This window comes from Phenylobacterium sp. (assembly GCF_036677185.1).
Classification (GTDB): Bacteria; Pseudomonadota; Alphaproteobacteria; order Caulobacterales; family Caulobacteraceae; genus Phenylobacterium.
Genome location: NZ_JAKFEN010000018.1, coordinates 92,259 through 107,741, shown reverse-complemented (window position 1 = coordinate 107,741; position 15,483 = coordinate 92,259). Strand labels below are relative to the sequence as shown.

The window sequence follows — 15,483 nt, the reverse complement described above, 5'->3', positions numbered from 1 at the left end:
CCGCTGTTTGGTGAACGCCGCCGGGGCCGCGCGAAACCCGTTCCCACTTTGCGGCCAAGCCCGTTAGAACCCTGGTCCGATGGCCCGCTACGACTTCGCCTCCGACAACACCGCGCCCGCCGCCCCCGAAGCGATGGCGGCGCTGGTCGCCGCCAATTCCGGCTTCACCCCGGGGTACGGGTCCGACCCCATCAGCGCGCGCGGGGCCGACGCCGTGCGCAGGCTGCTCGACGCCGACGCCGAGGTGCGGTTCGTCGCGTCCGGCACGGCGGCCAATTCCCTGGCGCTCGCGGCCCTGTGCCGGCCGTTCGAGGCGGTGCTGGCCCACGAGCACGCCCATGTCTGCACCGACGAGACCGGAGCGCCCGGCTTCTTCGGCCAGGGCCTGGGCCTGGTCGGCCTGGCCGGCGCCTCCGGGCGCATCGACCCCGCGGCGCTGGCCGCGCCGCTCGGCGAGCGCGACGTCGCCCACCGCCAGTCGCCGGCCGCCCTGTCCCTCACCAACGCCACCGAATACGGCACGGTCTATTCGCACGAAGCCCTGGCCGCGCTGATCGCGCCCGCCAAGGCCAAGGGCCTGGGCGTGCATCTGGACGGCGCGCGGCTGGCCAACGCCGCGGCGGCCGGCTTCGACCTGACCCGGATCAAGGACCTTCCCGTCGACATCCTGGTGGTCGGCGGGACCAAGGCGGGGATGAGCCCCAGCGAGGCGGTGGTGATCTTCGACCGCAAGCTCGCCCACCGGTTCGACGCGCGGCTGAAACAGGCGGGCCAGCTTCCCTCCAAGGGCCGATTCTACGCAGCGCCGTTCATCGGCATGCTGGAGGGCGGCGCCTTCGTCGAGCGGGCGGCGCATGCCAACGCCATGGCAAGGCGCCTGGCGGGCCTCATGCCCTTCCCCCTGCGCCATCCGGTGGAAGCCAACGCGGTCTTCGTGGAGATGGACGAGCCCACCCTGCGCTGCCTGCACGCGAGCGGCTGGTTCGCCTACCGGTTCCTCGACGGCTCAGTCCGCTTCATGTGCTCCTGGGCCACGACGCCCGAGGCCGTCGACGAGCTCGGCGCGGCGCTCGCCGCCCTCGTCTAGCCAGACCGATCGGCGCGCTCGCTTCTGGCGGCCGGGCGCGAGTATCCCCCTCTGCACGTAACGTAACCGGGGGCATGGATTGGCCCGATCATGGCGCTCCTGTGTTGCTGGAACGACGCAGTCGCCACATTTAGTGCAATTAAAGTGCGGAAACAGCGAGGCTCGCCACCACCTGCCGTTGCCGGCGTAACACCTGCGTGACAGGGTTCGGCACTCCCGTAGCGACGCGATCCACGACCGTCCTCGCCTCATGGCGTCGATGAAATCGGCTGGGCGCGCCAAACGGTGAAATCAAACGCGGCGTCGGAGCACCCATCCGGCGACCTCTCGTTCATCCAAAGGCCGGGGGGCCAAGATGAAAAGCCATATGAACAACCTCCTTCGCACCATGCTGCTCGGATCGGCAGCCGTCACCTGCCTGGTCCTGCCGGGCACAGCGTTCGCGCAAAGCCAGACGACCGACCGCGCCGCCGCAGTGGACGTCGATGAAGTCATCGTCACGGGCTCGCGCATCCGTCGTCCCGACCTGACCTCGGTTCAGCCGATCCAGATCATTTCCAGCGTTGCGATGGACGAACGCGGCTACACCAACGTCGCCGACGCGCTCAACGACTTGCCTTCGACTGGCATCCCGATCAGCCCGATCGGCGACCAGGGCTCCTTCGGCACTGGCCGGAACTTCATCAACATCTTCAACCTCGGCTCGAACCGCACCCTGACCCTGGTGAACGGCCGCCGCTTCGTGGGCGGCAACCCGGCCTCCATCTTCACCGGCGCCAGCGCCGGGGGCCAGGTCGACCTGAACGTCATCCCGACCGGCCTAGTCGACCGCATCGAAACCATCCAAGCCGGCGGCAGCGCCGTGTACGGTTCGGACGCGATCGCCGGCGTCATCAACATCATCACCAAGCAAGACCAAGCAAGAGTTCGAAGGCCTTGAGTTCGATGGCCAGTACGGCGTTTCCGAGCGGGGCGACGCCGAGTCGTGGCGCACCCGGATCACGGCCGGCACGAATCTGCTGGACGGCCGCCTGAACCTGGCCGGTAGCTACGAGTACAACGAGACGTCACCGCTGGGCTTTGTCGATCGCCCGGTCACGGCGCGCCAGCTCACCTTCGCCGCCAACCCGCAGAACACCAGCGGGTCTGACGCGATCCCCGGCGCGATCATCATCCTCAATCGCCGCATTCCGGAAACCACCACGGGCGGCCTGCCCTTCCGCACCGGCAGCTCGGCCCTCTCGGGTCTGCTCACGATCGTCGATCCGACCAATCCGGCCCAACGGGTGACGGCGCAGTTCGGCCCGGGCGGCGCGTTGATCCCCTACAGCGCCGGCACGTTCTACTCGGGCTCGGTGGCCTCTGGCGGTAACGGGCTGAATCTCGGGGAACTCAGCTCGCTGCAGTCGCCGGTCGACCGCCACGTGGCGACGGGCTTCGCCCGCTTTGACATCACGGAGCGCGTTCGGGTGAAGGGCGAGCTGTTCTACAGCTCGTTCAAGGCCGTCGAGCCGTTCAACCAACCGATCTACAACGCCCCGCTGTTCGGCGGCAATTCGGCCTCGCTGCGGTTCTCGACCTCCAATCCGTTCCTGCCTGCGGCGACTCGCGCGGCCCTGCTGTCCCAGCCCACGGCCCTGCCCGCGGACGCGGCTTCGCCCGGTGACGCGATCTTCTTCCTGTCGCGGGCCTCGGTCGATATCGGAAACAACAAGACCGAAGCCGAGGGTGACACCCTGCGCACGGTGGCGGGACTCGAAGGTGACTTCGACCTGCTCGACCGCTCCTTCTACTGGAACGTGTCGGCGAACTTCGGCCGTTCAGAGGGCAGCTTCACCAGCCCGAACATCATCCAGAGCCGCTTCTTGCAGGCGATCGACGCCGTTCGCGACGCCAGCGGCGCCGTCGTGTGCCGCGACCCCGTGGCGCGGGCGGCGGGTTGCGCCCCGCTGAACATGTTCGGCCTAGGTTCACCCAGCCAAGCGGCGCTCGACTATATCGGCGTTCGTTTCCAGAGCGACTATGCGCTGCTGCAGACGGTCTATGAAGGTAACTTCGGCGGCGAACTGATCGACCTGCCGGCCGGACCTTTGAGCTTCAATGTCGGCTACGAGTATCGCCGCGAGAAGTCAGACTTCAATCCGAACGCTCCGCAGGAACTAGGCGTCGGCCGCTCGGCCGCCATCTCGAACCTGCAAGGCAAGTTCGACACGAAGGAAATGTACGTCGAGGGCCTGGCGCCGATCTTCGGCGGCGACTTCACCCTGCCGGGCCTCCACCGCCTGGAGATCGAGGGCTCCTACCGCAAGATCGATCACAGCCAGGCCGGCGAGGACAAGGCCTGGAGCTACGGTCTGCGGTGGTACCCCGTCGAGGACCTGCTGCTGCGCGCCCAGAAGAGCCGTTCGTTCCGGGCCCCGGCCATCACCGAGGTCAACCTGCCGAACGCGACCAGCTTCATCACCGCCACCGACCCGTGCGACTTCCGGAACATCGGCACCGGTCCGAACCCGGCGACGCGCACGGCCAACTGCCGGGCGGCGTTCCAAGCGCTGGGCCTACCGGCGAACTTCTCACTGACCTCTCAGATCCAGGCGGCGACCGCCCAAGGCAACACCTCGGGCAACCCGAACCTGGAAAACGAAATCGCCGAGCAATGGTCGGCGGGCTTCGTCTATCAGCCGTCCTTCGCTCCTGGGCTGGCGGTCTCGTTCGACTGGGTCAATATCGACCTGACCAACGCCATCTCGAACTTCAACCTGACCTCGATCCTGCAGGTCTGCTACGACTCGCCCAACCCGCCCGCCGACGCTTGCAACCGCTTCCTGCGCGGGAACGCCACCCTGGCCGCCGCACGGCAGGGCCAGATCCTGACCAACGGCGAGAGCAACGGGGCGGGTGTTACGTCAATCGGCCCGCAGACCGGCTTCATCAACGCCGGCTATACCCACTTCCAGGGCTTCACCCTGGGAATCGACTACAACGTCAATCTCGCCGACCTGTCGGACATGCAGGATTGGCTGGGCGGCAATCCGGGCAGCCTGAACTTCAACTTCGACCTGTTCCACGTGAACAAGCAGGAGACCTCGGTCACCGGCCTCGGCTTCGACCTGAATGACGACAAGAACGAGATCGGCAACGCCGACTTCCGCTGGAAGCTGGAAAGCGCCTATCTGCGCGACCCGTTCTCGGTGATCTGGACGATGAACTACATCGGGGAGTCGGAGTTCAACAACGACTTCACTCCGGAGACGCGCCTCCCGCTGACTGTGAAGCGCTACATCCTCCACGATCTGGCCTTCACCTATAAGCTCGACAATCTCGCCGAGCGGATGGGCGTCGGCATGGACAACCTCAAGCTCCGCTTCATCGTGCGCAATGTCGCTGACAAGGAGCCGCCGTGGGGCGCCACGAACTCGGCCAATGCATACGGTACCTACGACTTCATCGGTCGCTACTATCAGGTGGGCCTCACCGCCCGCTTCTAGGGCCTAGAGGGTCGTCCGCTTCGCGCGGGCGGCCTAGCTGGAGAGCAACGGAACCGCCGGCGTGGACGCCGGCGGTTTTGTTTTGGCCCCTAGTCCTCGGCCAGCCAGCCCAGCACCTCGGGCCAGTGCTTGTGCGGCAGGAAGTGGCCGGTCGCCGGGAAGACCCGCGTCTCGCCCACCCGCTCTCCCAGCCAGGCCTTGACCTGGTCGATGCTGGTCATGGCGTCGTCGGCGCCGTGCCAGACGCTGATCGGCGCCGACAGGCCCGAGAGATCGAGATCGGGACTCCTGGCCGCGCAACGGACCTCGTCGGCGATGCCGCGATGGGTCACCGCCAACGACTCGCCGATATAGTCGACGATGAAATCCATCACCCCCGGATGCGCGGCCAGATAGGCCGCGTCGCTGGGCGCCGACGCCGCGGCCCGGACGAAGCGCTCGATCCCCCGGCGGTTGAGCTGCATCCGCATCAGGGCGAACAGGGTGTCGGCCAGCCAGGCGTTACGCAGGATCCGCCGGCGGAACAACACTCCCGGATGGCCCGCGTCGTGCTCGGTCTCGATCATCTGGCCCGAGGGCCGCACGGAGGCCAGCAGGACGCGATCGACGCCCGCGCCAAGTTCGGCGGCGGCCATCAGGGCGAAGGCCGCGCCCGACATGAAGGCGGCGATCCGCACCGGGCCGAGCCCCAGACCGGCGGCCAGTTCCGCCATGTCGCGGCCGACCCCCTGAATGGTGAAGTTGGGTCGCGGGTCGGAGCGTCCAGCGCCGGGCCGTTCCGGCGCGATGAGACGCAGGCCGAGGTCCCGGGCCAGCACATCGGAGCCTCGCGGCAGGATGCTGCAGCCCAGGCCCTGATGGAACACCAGCACCGGCCGCCCCTGGGGATCCCCATAGTCGCGCCAGGCCAGCCGGCGCCCGTCGGAAAGCTGGAAGAACCGGATGGGCGGCGCGGTGGCCAGGGCGCCGCGTTCCGTGGCCGAGATCGCCGCCGCCGGCGCCTCCTCGCCGAAGGCGCCCGAGAGCGAGCCCAGCTGGGTCAGGGCCCGCACCAGCTCGCTCTGGCGGTTCAGGCCCATCTTGTCGAACACCGCGCGGAGCTGGTTGCGCACGGTGTTGACGCTGATCGCCAGGTCGTCGGCGGCCTCTTTCAGGGTCAGGCCATCCTTCAGCCGGGCCGCCACGCGCGTCTCGGCCGGGGTCAGCCCGAAGCTGTCGCGCATGGTGGCCCACAGCCGGTCGGTGGTCTCCACCGCCGGGAACAGCACCGCCACCGCGCCCTCCCCCAGCTCGCCGAGCGGCGGCAGGTCGGCGGCCAAGGCCACCGGCAGGGCCCGCGCCGGGATCACATAGGCGAAGTGCGGGGCCTCGTCGTCGGCCTGGGTGAACTTGACGATCACCTGGCGGCCGGCGGCCTCGCGCAGCCGTCGCCGCGCCGCGTCCAGGGCCTCGTGGTTGGCGGGATTGAAGAACCGCAGGCCCCGGGCCTCGACCAGGCCCAGCCGCTGCTGGAAGGCGGCCGCGCCCCCAGCGTTCCAGGCTATGGCCCCGCCGCTGGGGCCGATCAGCACCACGCCGGCCTGGGTCGCGGCGGCCGGTTCGGCCGGCGCGAGGCCCGCGATCCGTGCGGCGCCGTCGGCCCGGGCCGCTCCGCCGGCCGAGGCCCCGCCCAGGGCCTCGACCAGTTGCTCCCATCGGTCGGGTTCGGCCGCGACGGCGTACAACGCCTCCACGACCAGGGAGATGTTGGCCTTGCCTTGGGGTGTCGCCGTCACCCCTGGCGTCAGGCGGGCACGGCTTGGCGGTGGCCGACCATCCGCGCCAGGCGGCTGTTGATGATCTCCTCGGCCTCCGCGACGATCCGGTGGATCAGCTCCTCGCAGGACGGGATGTCGTGGATCAGGCCCTGGATCTGGCCGGCCGACCAGATGCCGGCGTCGTTGTCGCCCACCTCGTAGACGCTGCGTCCCCGCGTGCCGGCGACCAGCTCGCGCACGTCCTCGAACTTGGCGCCCTGTTTTTCCAGCGCCACAACCTGCTGGCTGATGGCGTTCTTCGCCACCCGGCTGGTGTTGTGCATGGTGCGGAAGATCAGGTCGGTGGCGCGCTCGTCATTGGCGACGATCTGTTCCTTGATGGCCTGGTGGATCGGGCTTTCCTTGGTCGCCATGAAGCGGGTGCCCATGTTGATGCCCTCGGCGCCCAGCGCCAGGGCCGCGACCAGGCCGCGCGCGTCGCCGAAGCCGCCCGAGGCGATCATCGGGATCTTGATCTTGTCGGCCGCCGCGGGGATCAGGATCAAGCCGGGCACGTCGTCCTCTCCGGGGTGGCCGGCGCATTCGAAGCCGTCGATGGAGATGGCGTCCACGCCCATCCGTTCGGCCGACAGGCCGTGGCGCACCGAGGTGCACTTATGGACGACGACGATGCCGTGCTTCTTGAACTCGTCGACGTGTTCCTGCGGCTTGTTGCCGGCGGTCTCGACGATCTTGACGCCTGAGTCGATGATCGCCTGGCGGTACTCGGCATAGGGCGGCGGGGTGATCGCCGGCAGGATGGTGAGGTTCACCCCGAACGGCTTCTTGGTCAGGCTCCGGCAGCGCTCGATCTCCTCGCGCAGCTTGTCCGGCGTGGGTTGGGTCAGGGCGGTGATGAAGCCCAGGCCGCCGGCGTTGGCGACGGCGGCCACCAGCTCGGCCCGGCCGACCCACTGCATGCCGCCCTGGACGATCGGATGCTCGACGCCCACGAGCTCGGTGAAACGGGTCTTCAGGGCCATGACGTTCTCCCAAACAGCTGTTTGGAAGACAATGAACCCGGCGCCGGGGCGTCAGGCAAGCCGTTTGCGCAACGATCTTGCTATTGCAGGCCCGAGCGCCCGATGGCGTAGAAGCGGTCGGAGCGCTGCTTGCGCAGGGCCTCGACATTCATCGAGGCCAGGGACTCCAGCTCCTCGGCCACCGCATCGCCCACCGCCTTCATGGCGGCTTCCTTGTCGGAATGGGCGCCGCCCGGCGGTTCGGGGATGATCCGGTCGACGATCTTCATGCCGATCAGGTCCTGGGCGGTGATCTTCATCGCCTTGGCGGCCTCCTCGGCCGTCCGCGCGCCGCGCCACAGGATGGAGTTGGCGCCCTCGGGGGGGATCACCGAATAGATGGCGTGCTCCAGGATCAGCACCCGGTTGCCGCAGGCGATGCCCAGAGCGCCGCCCGACCCGCCTTCGCCGGTGACCACCGCCACCATGGGCACGTTGAGCATCAGGCACTTCTCGGTCGAGCGCGCGATGGCCTCGGCCACGCCGCGCTCCTCGGAGCCCACGCCCGGATAGGCGGCAGGCGTGTCGACGAAGCTGATCACCGGCAGGTTGAACCGCTCGGCCATCTCCATCAGCCGGATCGCCTTGCGGTAGCCCTCCGGCCGCGCATAGCCGAAATTGTGCTTCACCCGGGTGACGGTGTCGCGGCCCTTCTCGTGGCCCATGACCACCACCGGCTGGCCGCGGAATCGGCCCAGCCCGCCCATCAGCGCCTGGTCGTCGGCGAACTTGCGGTCGCCGCGCAGCTCCACGAACTCCTCGATCAGCCCGCCCACATAGTCGACGAAGTGCGGCCGCTCGGGGTGGCGCGCCACCTGGGTCTTCTGCCAGGCGTCCAGCTTGGAATAGGCTTGACGGCGCATGTCCTGGGCGCGGGCGCGCAGGGCCTCGATCTCGCCGTCCAGGGCGCCGGAGCCCGTGGTCTCGGACAGTTTCGAGAGCTCCTCGATCTTGGCTTCGAGGTCGGCGATAGGGCGCTCGAACTCGAGGTAGTGCGCGGCCATTCGAGGAATCTTCTGTTTCGCTTCCGTCTGCGGAAGGGGCGGAAATTAGGCGGGAACCTTCAGCCTAACAAGTCCGGCGAGCAGCTTGTGGTTTCATCGCCTTGGACGGGCCCCGGGGCGCGCCGTGCAACCTCTGCCCTAGAGGAACGTTTTGGCAGCCGAGGTCGAACCGAACCCACGTCCGGCGGGAGGCTGGCGGGAGGCTCCCCTTCAGAGAGTGGCGCGCCTAGCGCCTGACATCAGGAGTCCACCATGAGAGCCCTCAAGATCGCCCTTGTCGCGACCGCCGCCCTGGCCACCGCCGCGCCGGCGTTCGCCCAGTACCAACCGACCCAGCAGTACCAGCGCGACCTGCGCACCTACGAGAACGACCGCGCCGACTATGCCGACCGGCGCGAACAGTACGAACAGGCTCGCGCCAGCTATGAAGAGCGCCGCGAAACCTATGAGCGCGAACGCGCCCGCTATGACGCCCGCTATGGCCCCGGCGCCTATGTCCGCGTCTACGGTCCCGCCCCCGCCTGGGACGACTCCTATTGGAGCGACCGCTATCGGAGCGTGAGGTGGTCGAGCCGCGACGACTACGACCGCGAGCTTCGCCGCTACGAAGCCGACCGCCGCACCTACGACCGCCAACACGGCATGGGCGCCTATGAGCGTCGCTACGGCCCGCCGCCGATCTGGGCCGCCGGCGACTATGGCCGCGATGCGTCCTATTCGGGGACCTATGTCGATCCCTGCCGGGATCGCCGCAGCAACAACAGCACCGTGGCCGGCGGCCTGCTCGGCGCCCTGGCGGGCGCTGCGCTCGGCTCCAACGTGGCGGCGCGCAACGCCCGCACCGAAGGCGCGGTGCTCGGCGCCGTGGTCGGCGGGGCCATCGGCGCCGGCATCGGCCGGGCCCACGAGAACGCCAAGTGCGACGACACCGGCTATTACTACAGCTACGACCAGACCATCCCGTACCGCGAGAGCCGCTACGAGCGCGGCCGCCGCTCGGGCCAGTACGACTACAGCTACTACAGCCGCCAGCGGTGCCGCCTGGCGCCCGCGCCGATCCGCGGCGACGAGTACCGCTACGTCCGGGTCTGCCCGGACCGTGACGGCCGCTACCGCATCACCGGCTAGCCGCCCTTCGAGACAAGAGGCCGCCCGCTCCCGCGGGCGGCCTTTTCCGTGGCCCTCAGCTCTTCTTGGCCAGCGGGTGCTTGGTGGCCACCACCTCGGCCAGGCGGTCGCCAGCCACATGGGTGTAGATCTGGGTGGTGGCGATGTCGGCGTGGCCCAGCAGCTTCTGCACCACCCGCAGGTCGGCGCCGCCCTCCAGGAGGTGGGTGGCGAAGGCGTGGCGCAGGACGTGGGGGCTGACGCGCGCCGGATCGATCCCGGCGTCGGCGGCGGCCTCATCCAGCAGCTGGGCGAACCGCCGCGGCGTCAGGCGCCCGCCCTTGCCGCGCGACGGGAACAGCCACGGATTGGCGGCGTCGCCCTTGGGCAGGAAGCCCTTGCGGACCTCCAGATAGGCCTTCACCGCCGCGCGCGCCGCTGCGTTCAGCGGGGCCAGCCGCTCCTTGCCGCCCTTGCCCTTCACGATCAGATAGGCCGGGTCGCGGGCCAGCACCGCCAGCGGCAGGGCGGTGAGCTCCGAGATCCGCAGCCCCGAGGCGTAGGCCAGCTCCACCATGCAGCCGAGCCTCAGGCCCTGGGTCCCGTCGCGAGCGCCGGCCGAGGCGATGATGGCGTCCACCTCCGCGCGGCTCAGCACCTTGGGCAGGGGTCGGCCCTTCTTGGGCGCCTCCACCCGGCGGGCGGGATCGTCGGTCCGCCAGCCCTCGCCCAGCACGAAGCGGTAGAACTGGCGCACGGCGGCCCGGCGGCGCGCCGCGGTGGCCGGCGACAGGCCCCGGTCGCTCAGGGCCGCGAAATAGCTCTCGATGTCCTCGGCCGAGGCGGCGGCCAAGTCGCTGCTCCGGGTTCGAAGGAAGGCCTGGGCGTCGGTCAGGTCCTTGCCATAGGCGGTGAGGGTGTTGCGGGCCGAGGCCCGCTCGACGGCCATCATCTCCAGGAACGCCTCGGCCCACCCCGCGCCGCTCATCGCTGCGCCGCCAGGCCTTCGGCCGCATAGGCCCGTGCGTCCTCGTCCAACCCGACCGCCTGCAGGGCGCGGATGATGCGGACCCGGTCGCCCGTGGGCGGTCCGGCCGCGCCGGCGTCGGCGGAGAGCCATAGGGCCAGCAAGGCGGTCTCGCCCATCAGCTTGCGCTCGGCCGCCAAGTCCAGGGCCAGCATCCGCGAGGGCGAGGCCTTGGCCTCCGCGCCGGTATAGGTGGCGAGCTCTCCGCGCGCCTTCGGATCGGCGGGTGCGCCGAGGGCGGCGAAGATCAGGGCGGCGTTCTGGGCCTTGGGGCGGGACTTGGCGTCGGCCGCCGCCGCGCGATCCATCAGCCGGGCCAGGGTTGCGGCGTCGGCCTGTCCGGCCTTGGCCAGGCTGACGGCGTCAGCCAGCACGGGATCGTCCGGCGTCGTCACCACCTGGCCGCGTTCCAGCGCCGCGGCGACCGCAGGCGAGGCCTTGGCCTGGCTGAGATCCAGGGAAAGGTCGCGCGACAGGGCGTAGTCCAGGCCGTTGCGCAACGAGGCCGGGCCGGGATCGCCCCCGCCGGCCAGCTTCACCCCCATCAGCCGGCCGTACGCCGCGTCGCGGGCCTGGCTCTGGGCGAGATCGAAGGTGAGCTGGGCCGCGCCCGCCTCCCCCGCCCGCTGCTGGCAATAGGCGCGCAGGCGCAGCCAGTAGATGTCGTCGCGGCCGGTCGCCAGTTGCGCGGCGATGGTGCAGGCGCGATCGGGCGCGTCGGCCAGCAGGGCCGCCTCGGCCGCCGCCCGGGCCAATTCGGGCGAGCGGTCCAGGCCGGACGAGCGGTCGAGGATCGCGCTGGCCTCGGCCACGGCGCCCTGCGCCAGCAGGGCCGAGACCCGCGCCCCGGCCAGTCCCGCATCCTCGCCGACGCCCTCGGGCCCCGTGGCGCCGGTGGCCAGCACGCGGCTGGCCAGGCCCCGGCCAGCTGGCGACAGCGGCTTGGTCGCCAGTAGGACGATCACCGTGCGCGCGATGCCGGCGGAGGTTCCGCGCCACAGGTTCGGGCCCAAGCCCGTGTCCCGTCCCGCGGTGGAGAAATGGTCCGGCGCGGCCAAGGGGGTGACCGCCACCTCCTGAGCGCTCGCCGCGCCGGAGACCAGGAAGGCGCCGAGCGCCATGCCGATGAGCCTTCGAGCCATCACCACCTCAACCTAACTCAACGCCTGAAGTTGGCGCGAGGGGCCCTGCTCGTGTAGACCTTCGCCGTTCATGGACCGTTACACACCGCTGCGCGCCCGGACCATCGCCCTCGTGGGCCTCATGGGCGTTGGAAAATCGAGCGTGGGCCGCCGGCTCGCCAACGCGCTCGATCTGCCGTTCCGCGACGCCGACGCGGAGGTCGAGGCCGCGGCCGGTCGCTCCATCCCCGATATCTTCGCCGACCTGGGCGAGGCCGCCTTCCGGGAGGGCGAGCGCCGGGTGATCGCCCGCCTGCTGGAGGACCCGCCTCATGTCCTGGCCACCGGCGGGGGGGCCTTCATGAACCCCGAGACCCGCGCGCTGATCAAGTCCCGCTCGATCTCGGTCTGGCTGAAGGCCGACCTCGACGTCCTGGCCCGGCGGGTGTCGCGCAAGGAGAATCGACCGCTCATCTCCGGCAAGGACCCGCTGGAGGTGCTGCAGGCCCAAGCGGCCGAGCGCTATCCGTTCTATGCCGAGGCCGATGTGGTGGTGGAGACCGGCGACGCCGCCCACCATGTGACGGTCGACCAGGTGATCCAGGCCATGACCGCCCATCTACAGGACCATCCCCGATGAGCCGCACCGTCCGCGTCGGCCTGGACGACCGCGCCTATGACGTGATCATCGGCGGCGGCCTGCTGGACCAGGCCGGAACCTGCCTGCGGCCCTTGTTCAAGCGCCCGCGCACCGCGGTGGTCACCGACGAGACCGTCTGGGCCCTGCACGGCGCGCGCCTGACCACGGCTTTCGAGGCGGCGGGCATAGCCTGCCATCCCATCGTCATGCCGCCCGGCGAACCGACCAAGAGCTGGGAGGGGCTGGCGCAGGTCAGCGACCGGCTGCTGGCCCTGGAGCTGGACCGCGGCGACGTGATCACTGCCTTCGGCGGCGGCGTGGTCGGCGATCTCGCGGGTTTCGCCGCGGCGATCTACAAGCGCGGGATCGATTTCGTGCAGATCCCCACCACCCTGCTAGCCCAGGTGGACTCCTCGGTGGGCGGCAAGACCGCCATCGACACCCCCCGGGGCAAGAACCTGATCGGCGCCTTCCACCAGCCGTTGGCGGTCCTGGCCGACCTCGACGTGCTCGCCACCCTCTCGGACCGCGAGATGCGGGCCGGCTACGCCGAGGTCATCAAGTACGGCCTGCTGGGCGACTTCGCCTTCTTCGAATGGCTGGAGACGCATGGACCGAAGGTTCTGGCGCGCGATCCCGAGGCCCTGGGCTACGCCGTCGCCCGCTCGGTCGAGATGAAGGCCGAGATCGTCGCCGAGGACGAGAAGGAGGTCGGCCGCCGCGCCCTTCTGAACCTCGGCCACACCTTCGGCCACGCCCTGGAGGCCGAGACGGGCTTCGGCGAGGGCCTGCTGCACGGCGAGGCGGTGGCGGCGGGCTCGGCCATCGCCTTCCGGTTCTCCGCGGCCCAGGGGCTCTGCGCGCGCCAGGACGCCCAGCGGGCCGAGGCGGCCATCGCCGCCGCCGGCCTGCCCACCCGATTGGCCGGCGTCGCCGCCGCGCCCTTCGCCGCCGAGGCGCTGGTCCGCCACATGGGCCAGGACAAGAAGGCCGAGGGCGGCAAGCTGACCTTCATCCTGGCGCGCGCGCTGGGCGATGCGTTCGTCGCCAAGGATGTCTCCGCACAGGCCGTCCACGACTTCCTGATCTCCGAAGGAGCTTCCCCGTGATCGTCGCGATCCTCGCCGGCCTAGCGCCGGTCCTGGTCGTCCTGCTGGGCCTCTCGGGACTGATATCGGCCGCCGAGACCTCGATGACCGCGGCCAGCCGCGGCCGGATGCACCAGTTGGAGCGCGAGGGCGACCGCGCCGCCCGTAGGGTGAACGTGCTCATCGCCGATCAGGAACGGATGATCGGGGCGATCCTGCTCTCCAACAACGTCATCAATATCGGCGCCTCGGCGCTGACCACCCTGGCCCTCTCCACAGCTTTCCCCGGTCCGATCGGGGCCCTGATCGCCACCGCGGTGATGACCGTGCTGATCGTGATCTTCAGCGAGATCCTGCCGAAATCCCTGGCCATCGCCCGCGCCGACGACGTGGCTCGGGCGCTCTCGATCCCGACCTATTGGGTGGTGCGTATCTTCGGGCCGCTGGCCAACGGCGCCCAGTGGGTCGTGCGTCAGACCCTCAAGCCCTTCGGCATCAACCTCTCCATGGAGACCGACGTCCTGGCGGCCCACGAGGAGATCCGCGGCGCGGTGGAGTACCACCACTCCGAGGGCCTAGTGGAGAGCCGCGACCGCCGCATGCTGGGCGGGGTGCTGGACCTGTCGGAGATGGATGTCACCCAGGTGATGGTCCACCGCAAGTCGATCTCGATGATCGACGCCGACCTGCCGTCGCGCGAGATCGTGGCGGCCATGCTGGAGAGCGGCCACAGCCGCGTTCCGCTCTATCGCAACGACACCGAGAACATCATCGGCATCCTGCACGCCAAGGATCTGCTGGTGGCCATGGCCGATTCCAACGCCGCCTTCGAGAAGCTGGACATCCCGGCCATCGTCCGCGAGCCCTGGTTCATCCCCGAGACCACCACCTTGAAGGATCAGCTCAACGCCTTCCTCAAGCGCCAGAGCCACTTCGCCCTGGTGGTGGACGAGTACGGCTCCCTGCAGGGTCTGATCACCCTGGAGGACATTCTCGAGGAGATCGTCGGCGAGATCGAGGACGAACACGACAACGCGCTCGAGGGCGTGCGCGCCCAGCCGGACGGATCGGTGATGGTCGACGGCTGGGTGGCGATCCGCGACCTGAACCGCGCGCTCGACTGGAACTTGCCCGACGACGACGCCGTCACCGTGGCCGGCCTTGTGATCCACGAGGCCCAGACCATCCCCAAGGTCGGCCAGACCTGGACCTTCCATGGCCATCGCTTCCAGGTGGTCAAGCGCGAACGAAATCAGATCACCTGCCTGCGCATCTCGCCGCCCCAGGACACCGTTGAACTCTAACGGTCGGGAAGGCGACAGACACGCGCTGGTAGAAAGCCTTCAATCGTCACAGTGGATCGCGAGGAACTGCGATTCTGGTCCGACGGGCGATGCTGGGGGTGTCGTCCGTCGGACAGCCTCGCCCCGGCGCGCGGACTTGACTATGATCCGCTCGGCGCGGCTCTTGTGGTGACGCCGGAGAATTCCGGGGTTTGGGAGCGAGAATGAGCGAAATTCCTGATCTGGCGGGCCTCCGCGTCCTCGTAGTCGAGGACGAGATGATGGTCTCGATGCTGATCGAGGACATGCTGGAAGACCTGGGCTGCAAGGTCGTGGGTCCCGCCTCGCGGCTCGACGAGGCCATCGAATTGGCCAACACCGCCGAACTCGACTGCGCGGTCCTCGATGTAAATCTGGGCGGACAGCCGATCTTTCCCCTCGCCGACCTGCTGCGGGCCAAAGGTGCGCCTTTCGCCTTCGCCACCGGTTACGGCGACGCCGGCCTGCGCGACGTCGACAAGGGTTCGATGGTCCTGCAGAAGCCGTTTCGCGAGGGCGACCTGGCCCGGATTCTCGGCGAGCTCCGCGCCAAGGTTCTCTGATCCGCGACCTCGGATGGTAAGCCGAGGCGAAACCAAACCTATGGTTTAGCCAAATAACCAGAGTATTTGACTTCGGGTTACAATAAACACGCTGAATCCATTTTTTATAACAACCTTTAATGCGGCGCGCGACTCCGCGTTTGCTTAAGGGATTCTCGGGTTTTCTTCGAATTAACTCATTCGATTAGGCCAGGATTTAGCACGGTCCGGCATGCTGC

General features: G+C 69.1%; 13 protein-coding genes. 8 read left to right on the top strand and 5 right to left on the bottom strand.

Annotation, left to right across the window (positions count from 1 at the left end):
* The first annotated feature begins 79 nt into the window (after window positions 1-79).
* From V6M51_RS09020 to V6M51_RS09010, 3 genes are all read left to right on the top strand, one after another.
* Entirely contained in the window at window positions 80-1,087 is a 1,008-nt protein-coding gene (locus tag V6M51_RS09020; RefSeq protein ID WP_332766478.1) for a threonine aldolase family protein, read from the top strand.
* A gap of 388 nt (window positions 1,088-1,475) precedes the next feature.
* On the top strand, window positions 1,476-2,027 hold the full coding sequence (locus V6M51_RS09015) for a TonB-dependent receptor plug domain-containing protein (protein ID WP_332766476.1): 552 nt from the start codon (window positions 1,476-1,478) through the stop codon (window positions 2,025-2,027).
* A 376-nt stretch (window positions 2,028-2,403) separates the two neighbouring features.
* Window positions 2,404-4,575, top strand: a complete 2,172-nt coding sequence (locus V6M51_RS09010; protein ID WP_332766474.1) for a TonB-dependent receptor domain-containing protein — start codon at window positions 2,404-2,406, stop codon at window positions 4,573-4,575.
* A gap of 89 nt (window positions 4,576-4,664) precedes the next feature.
* Here the strand turns inward: V6M51_RS09010 and V6M51_RS09005 are convergent, their stop codons facing one another.
* Genes V6M51_RS09005 through V6M51_RS08995 form a run of 3 tightly spaced genes read right to left on the bottom strand, consistent with a single transcriptional unit; the run spans window position 4,665 to window position 8,397 of the window.
* Window positions 4,665-6,350, bottom strand: coding sequence for an alpha/beta fold hydrolase (locus V6M51_RS09005; RefSeq protein ID WP_332766472.1), 1,686 nt, complete (start codon window positions 6,348-6,350; stop codon window positions 4,665-4,667).
* 8 nt (window positions 6,351-6,358) lie between these two features.
* A complete protein-coding gene (locus V6M51_RS09000) occupies window positions 6,359-7,387 on the bottom strand; it encodes an NAD(P)H-dependent flavin oxidoreductase (protein WP_442957687.1) in 1,029 nt (342 codons plus the stop codon).
* A gap of 47 nt (window positions 7,388-7,434) precedes the next feature.
* The gene (locus V6M51_RS08995; protein ID WP_332766470.1) at window positions 7,435-8,397 is read right to left on the bottom strand and encodes an acetyl-CoA carboxylase carboxyltransferase subunit alpha; all 963 of its coding nucleotides are present in this window, start codon (window positions 8,395-8,397) and stop codon (window positions 7,435-7,437) included.
* A gap of 252 nt (window positions 8,398-8,649) precedes the next feature.
* Here V6M51_RS08995 and V6M51_RS08990 point away from each other — a divergent pair, with 252 nt between their 5' ends.
* On the top strand, window positions 8,650-9,525 hold the full coding sequence (locus V6M51_RS08990) for a glycine zipper 2TM domain-containing protein (RefSeq protein WP_332766468.1): 876 nt from the start codon (window positions 8,650-8,652) through the stop codon (window positions 9,523-9,525).
* Between the two features lie 55 nt (window positions 9,526-9,580).
* Here V6M51_RS08990 and V6M51_RS08985 read toward each other — a convergent pair whose 3' ends face one another.
* Both V6M51_RS08985 and V6M51_RS08980 read right to left on the bottom strand, forming a co-directional pair.
* Entirely contained in the window at window positions 9,581-10,492 is a 912-nt protein-coding gene (locus tag V6M51_RS08985) for a site-specific tyrosine recombinase XerD (RefSeq protein WP_332766466.1), read from the bottom strand.
* Window positions 10,489-11,673: a hypothetical protein gene (locus V6M51_RS08980; RefSeq protein ID WP_332766464.1), complete on the bottom strand. Its 1,185-nt coding sequence runs from the start codon at window positions 11,671-11,673 to the stop codon at window positions 10,489-10,491. Before V6M51_RS08980 ends, V6M51_RS08985 begins: the two co-directional genes overlap by 4 nt.
* Window positions 11,674-11,743: 70 nt before the next feature.
* On the opposite strand from V6M51_RS08980, the gene V6M51_RS08975 reads away from it, so the two are divergent.
* The 4 genes from V6M51_RS08975 to V6M51_RS08960 all read left to right on the top strand — a co-directional run bounded on the left by V6M51_RS08975 (window position 11,744) and on the right by V6M51_RS08960 (window position 15,265).
* A complete protein-coding gene (locus tag V6M51_RS08975) occupies window positions 11,744-12,292 on the top strand; it encodes a shikimate kinase (protein WP_332766462.1) in 549 nt (182 codons plus the stop codon).
* Complete coding sequence (gene aroB / locus V6M51_RS08970) at window positions 12,289-13,401, top strand: 3-dehydroquinate synthase (protein WP_332766460.1); 1,113 nt, start codon at window positions 12,289-12,291, stop codon at window positions 13,399-13,401. Before V6M51_RS08975 ends, aroB begins: the two co-directional genes overlap by 4 nt.
* Complete coding sequence (locus V6M51_RS08965; protein WP_332766458.1) at window positions 13,398-14,684, top strand: HlyC/CorC family transporter; 1,287 nt, start codon at window positions 13,398-13,400, stop codon at window positions 14,682-14,684. The genes aroB and V6M51_RS08965 overlap by 4 nt, the downstream gene beginning before the upstream one ends.
* Window positions 14,685-14,887: 203 nt before the next feature.
* Window positions 14,888-15,265, top strand: a complete 378-nt coding sequence (locus tag V6M51_RS08960; protein WP_442957686.1) for a response regulator — start codon at window positions 14,888-14,890, stop codon at window positions 15,263-15,265.
* Window positions 15,266-15,483: the final 218 nt, after the last annotated feature.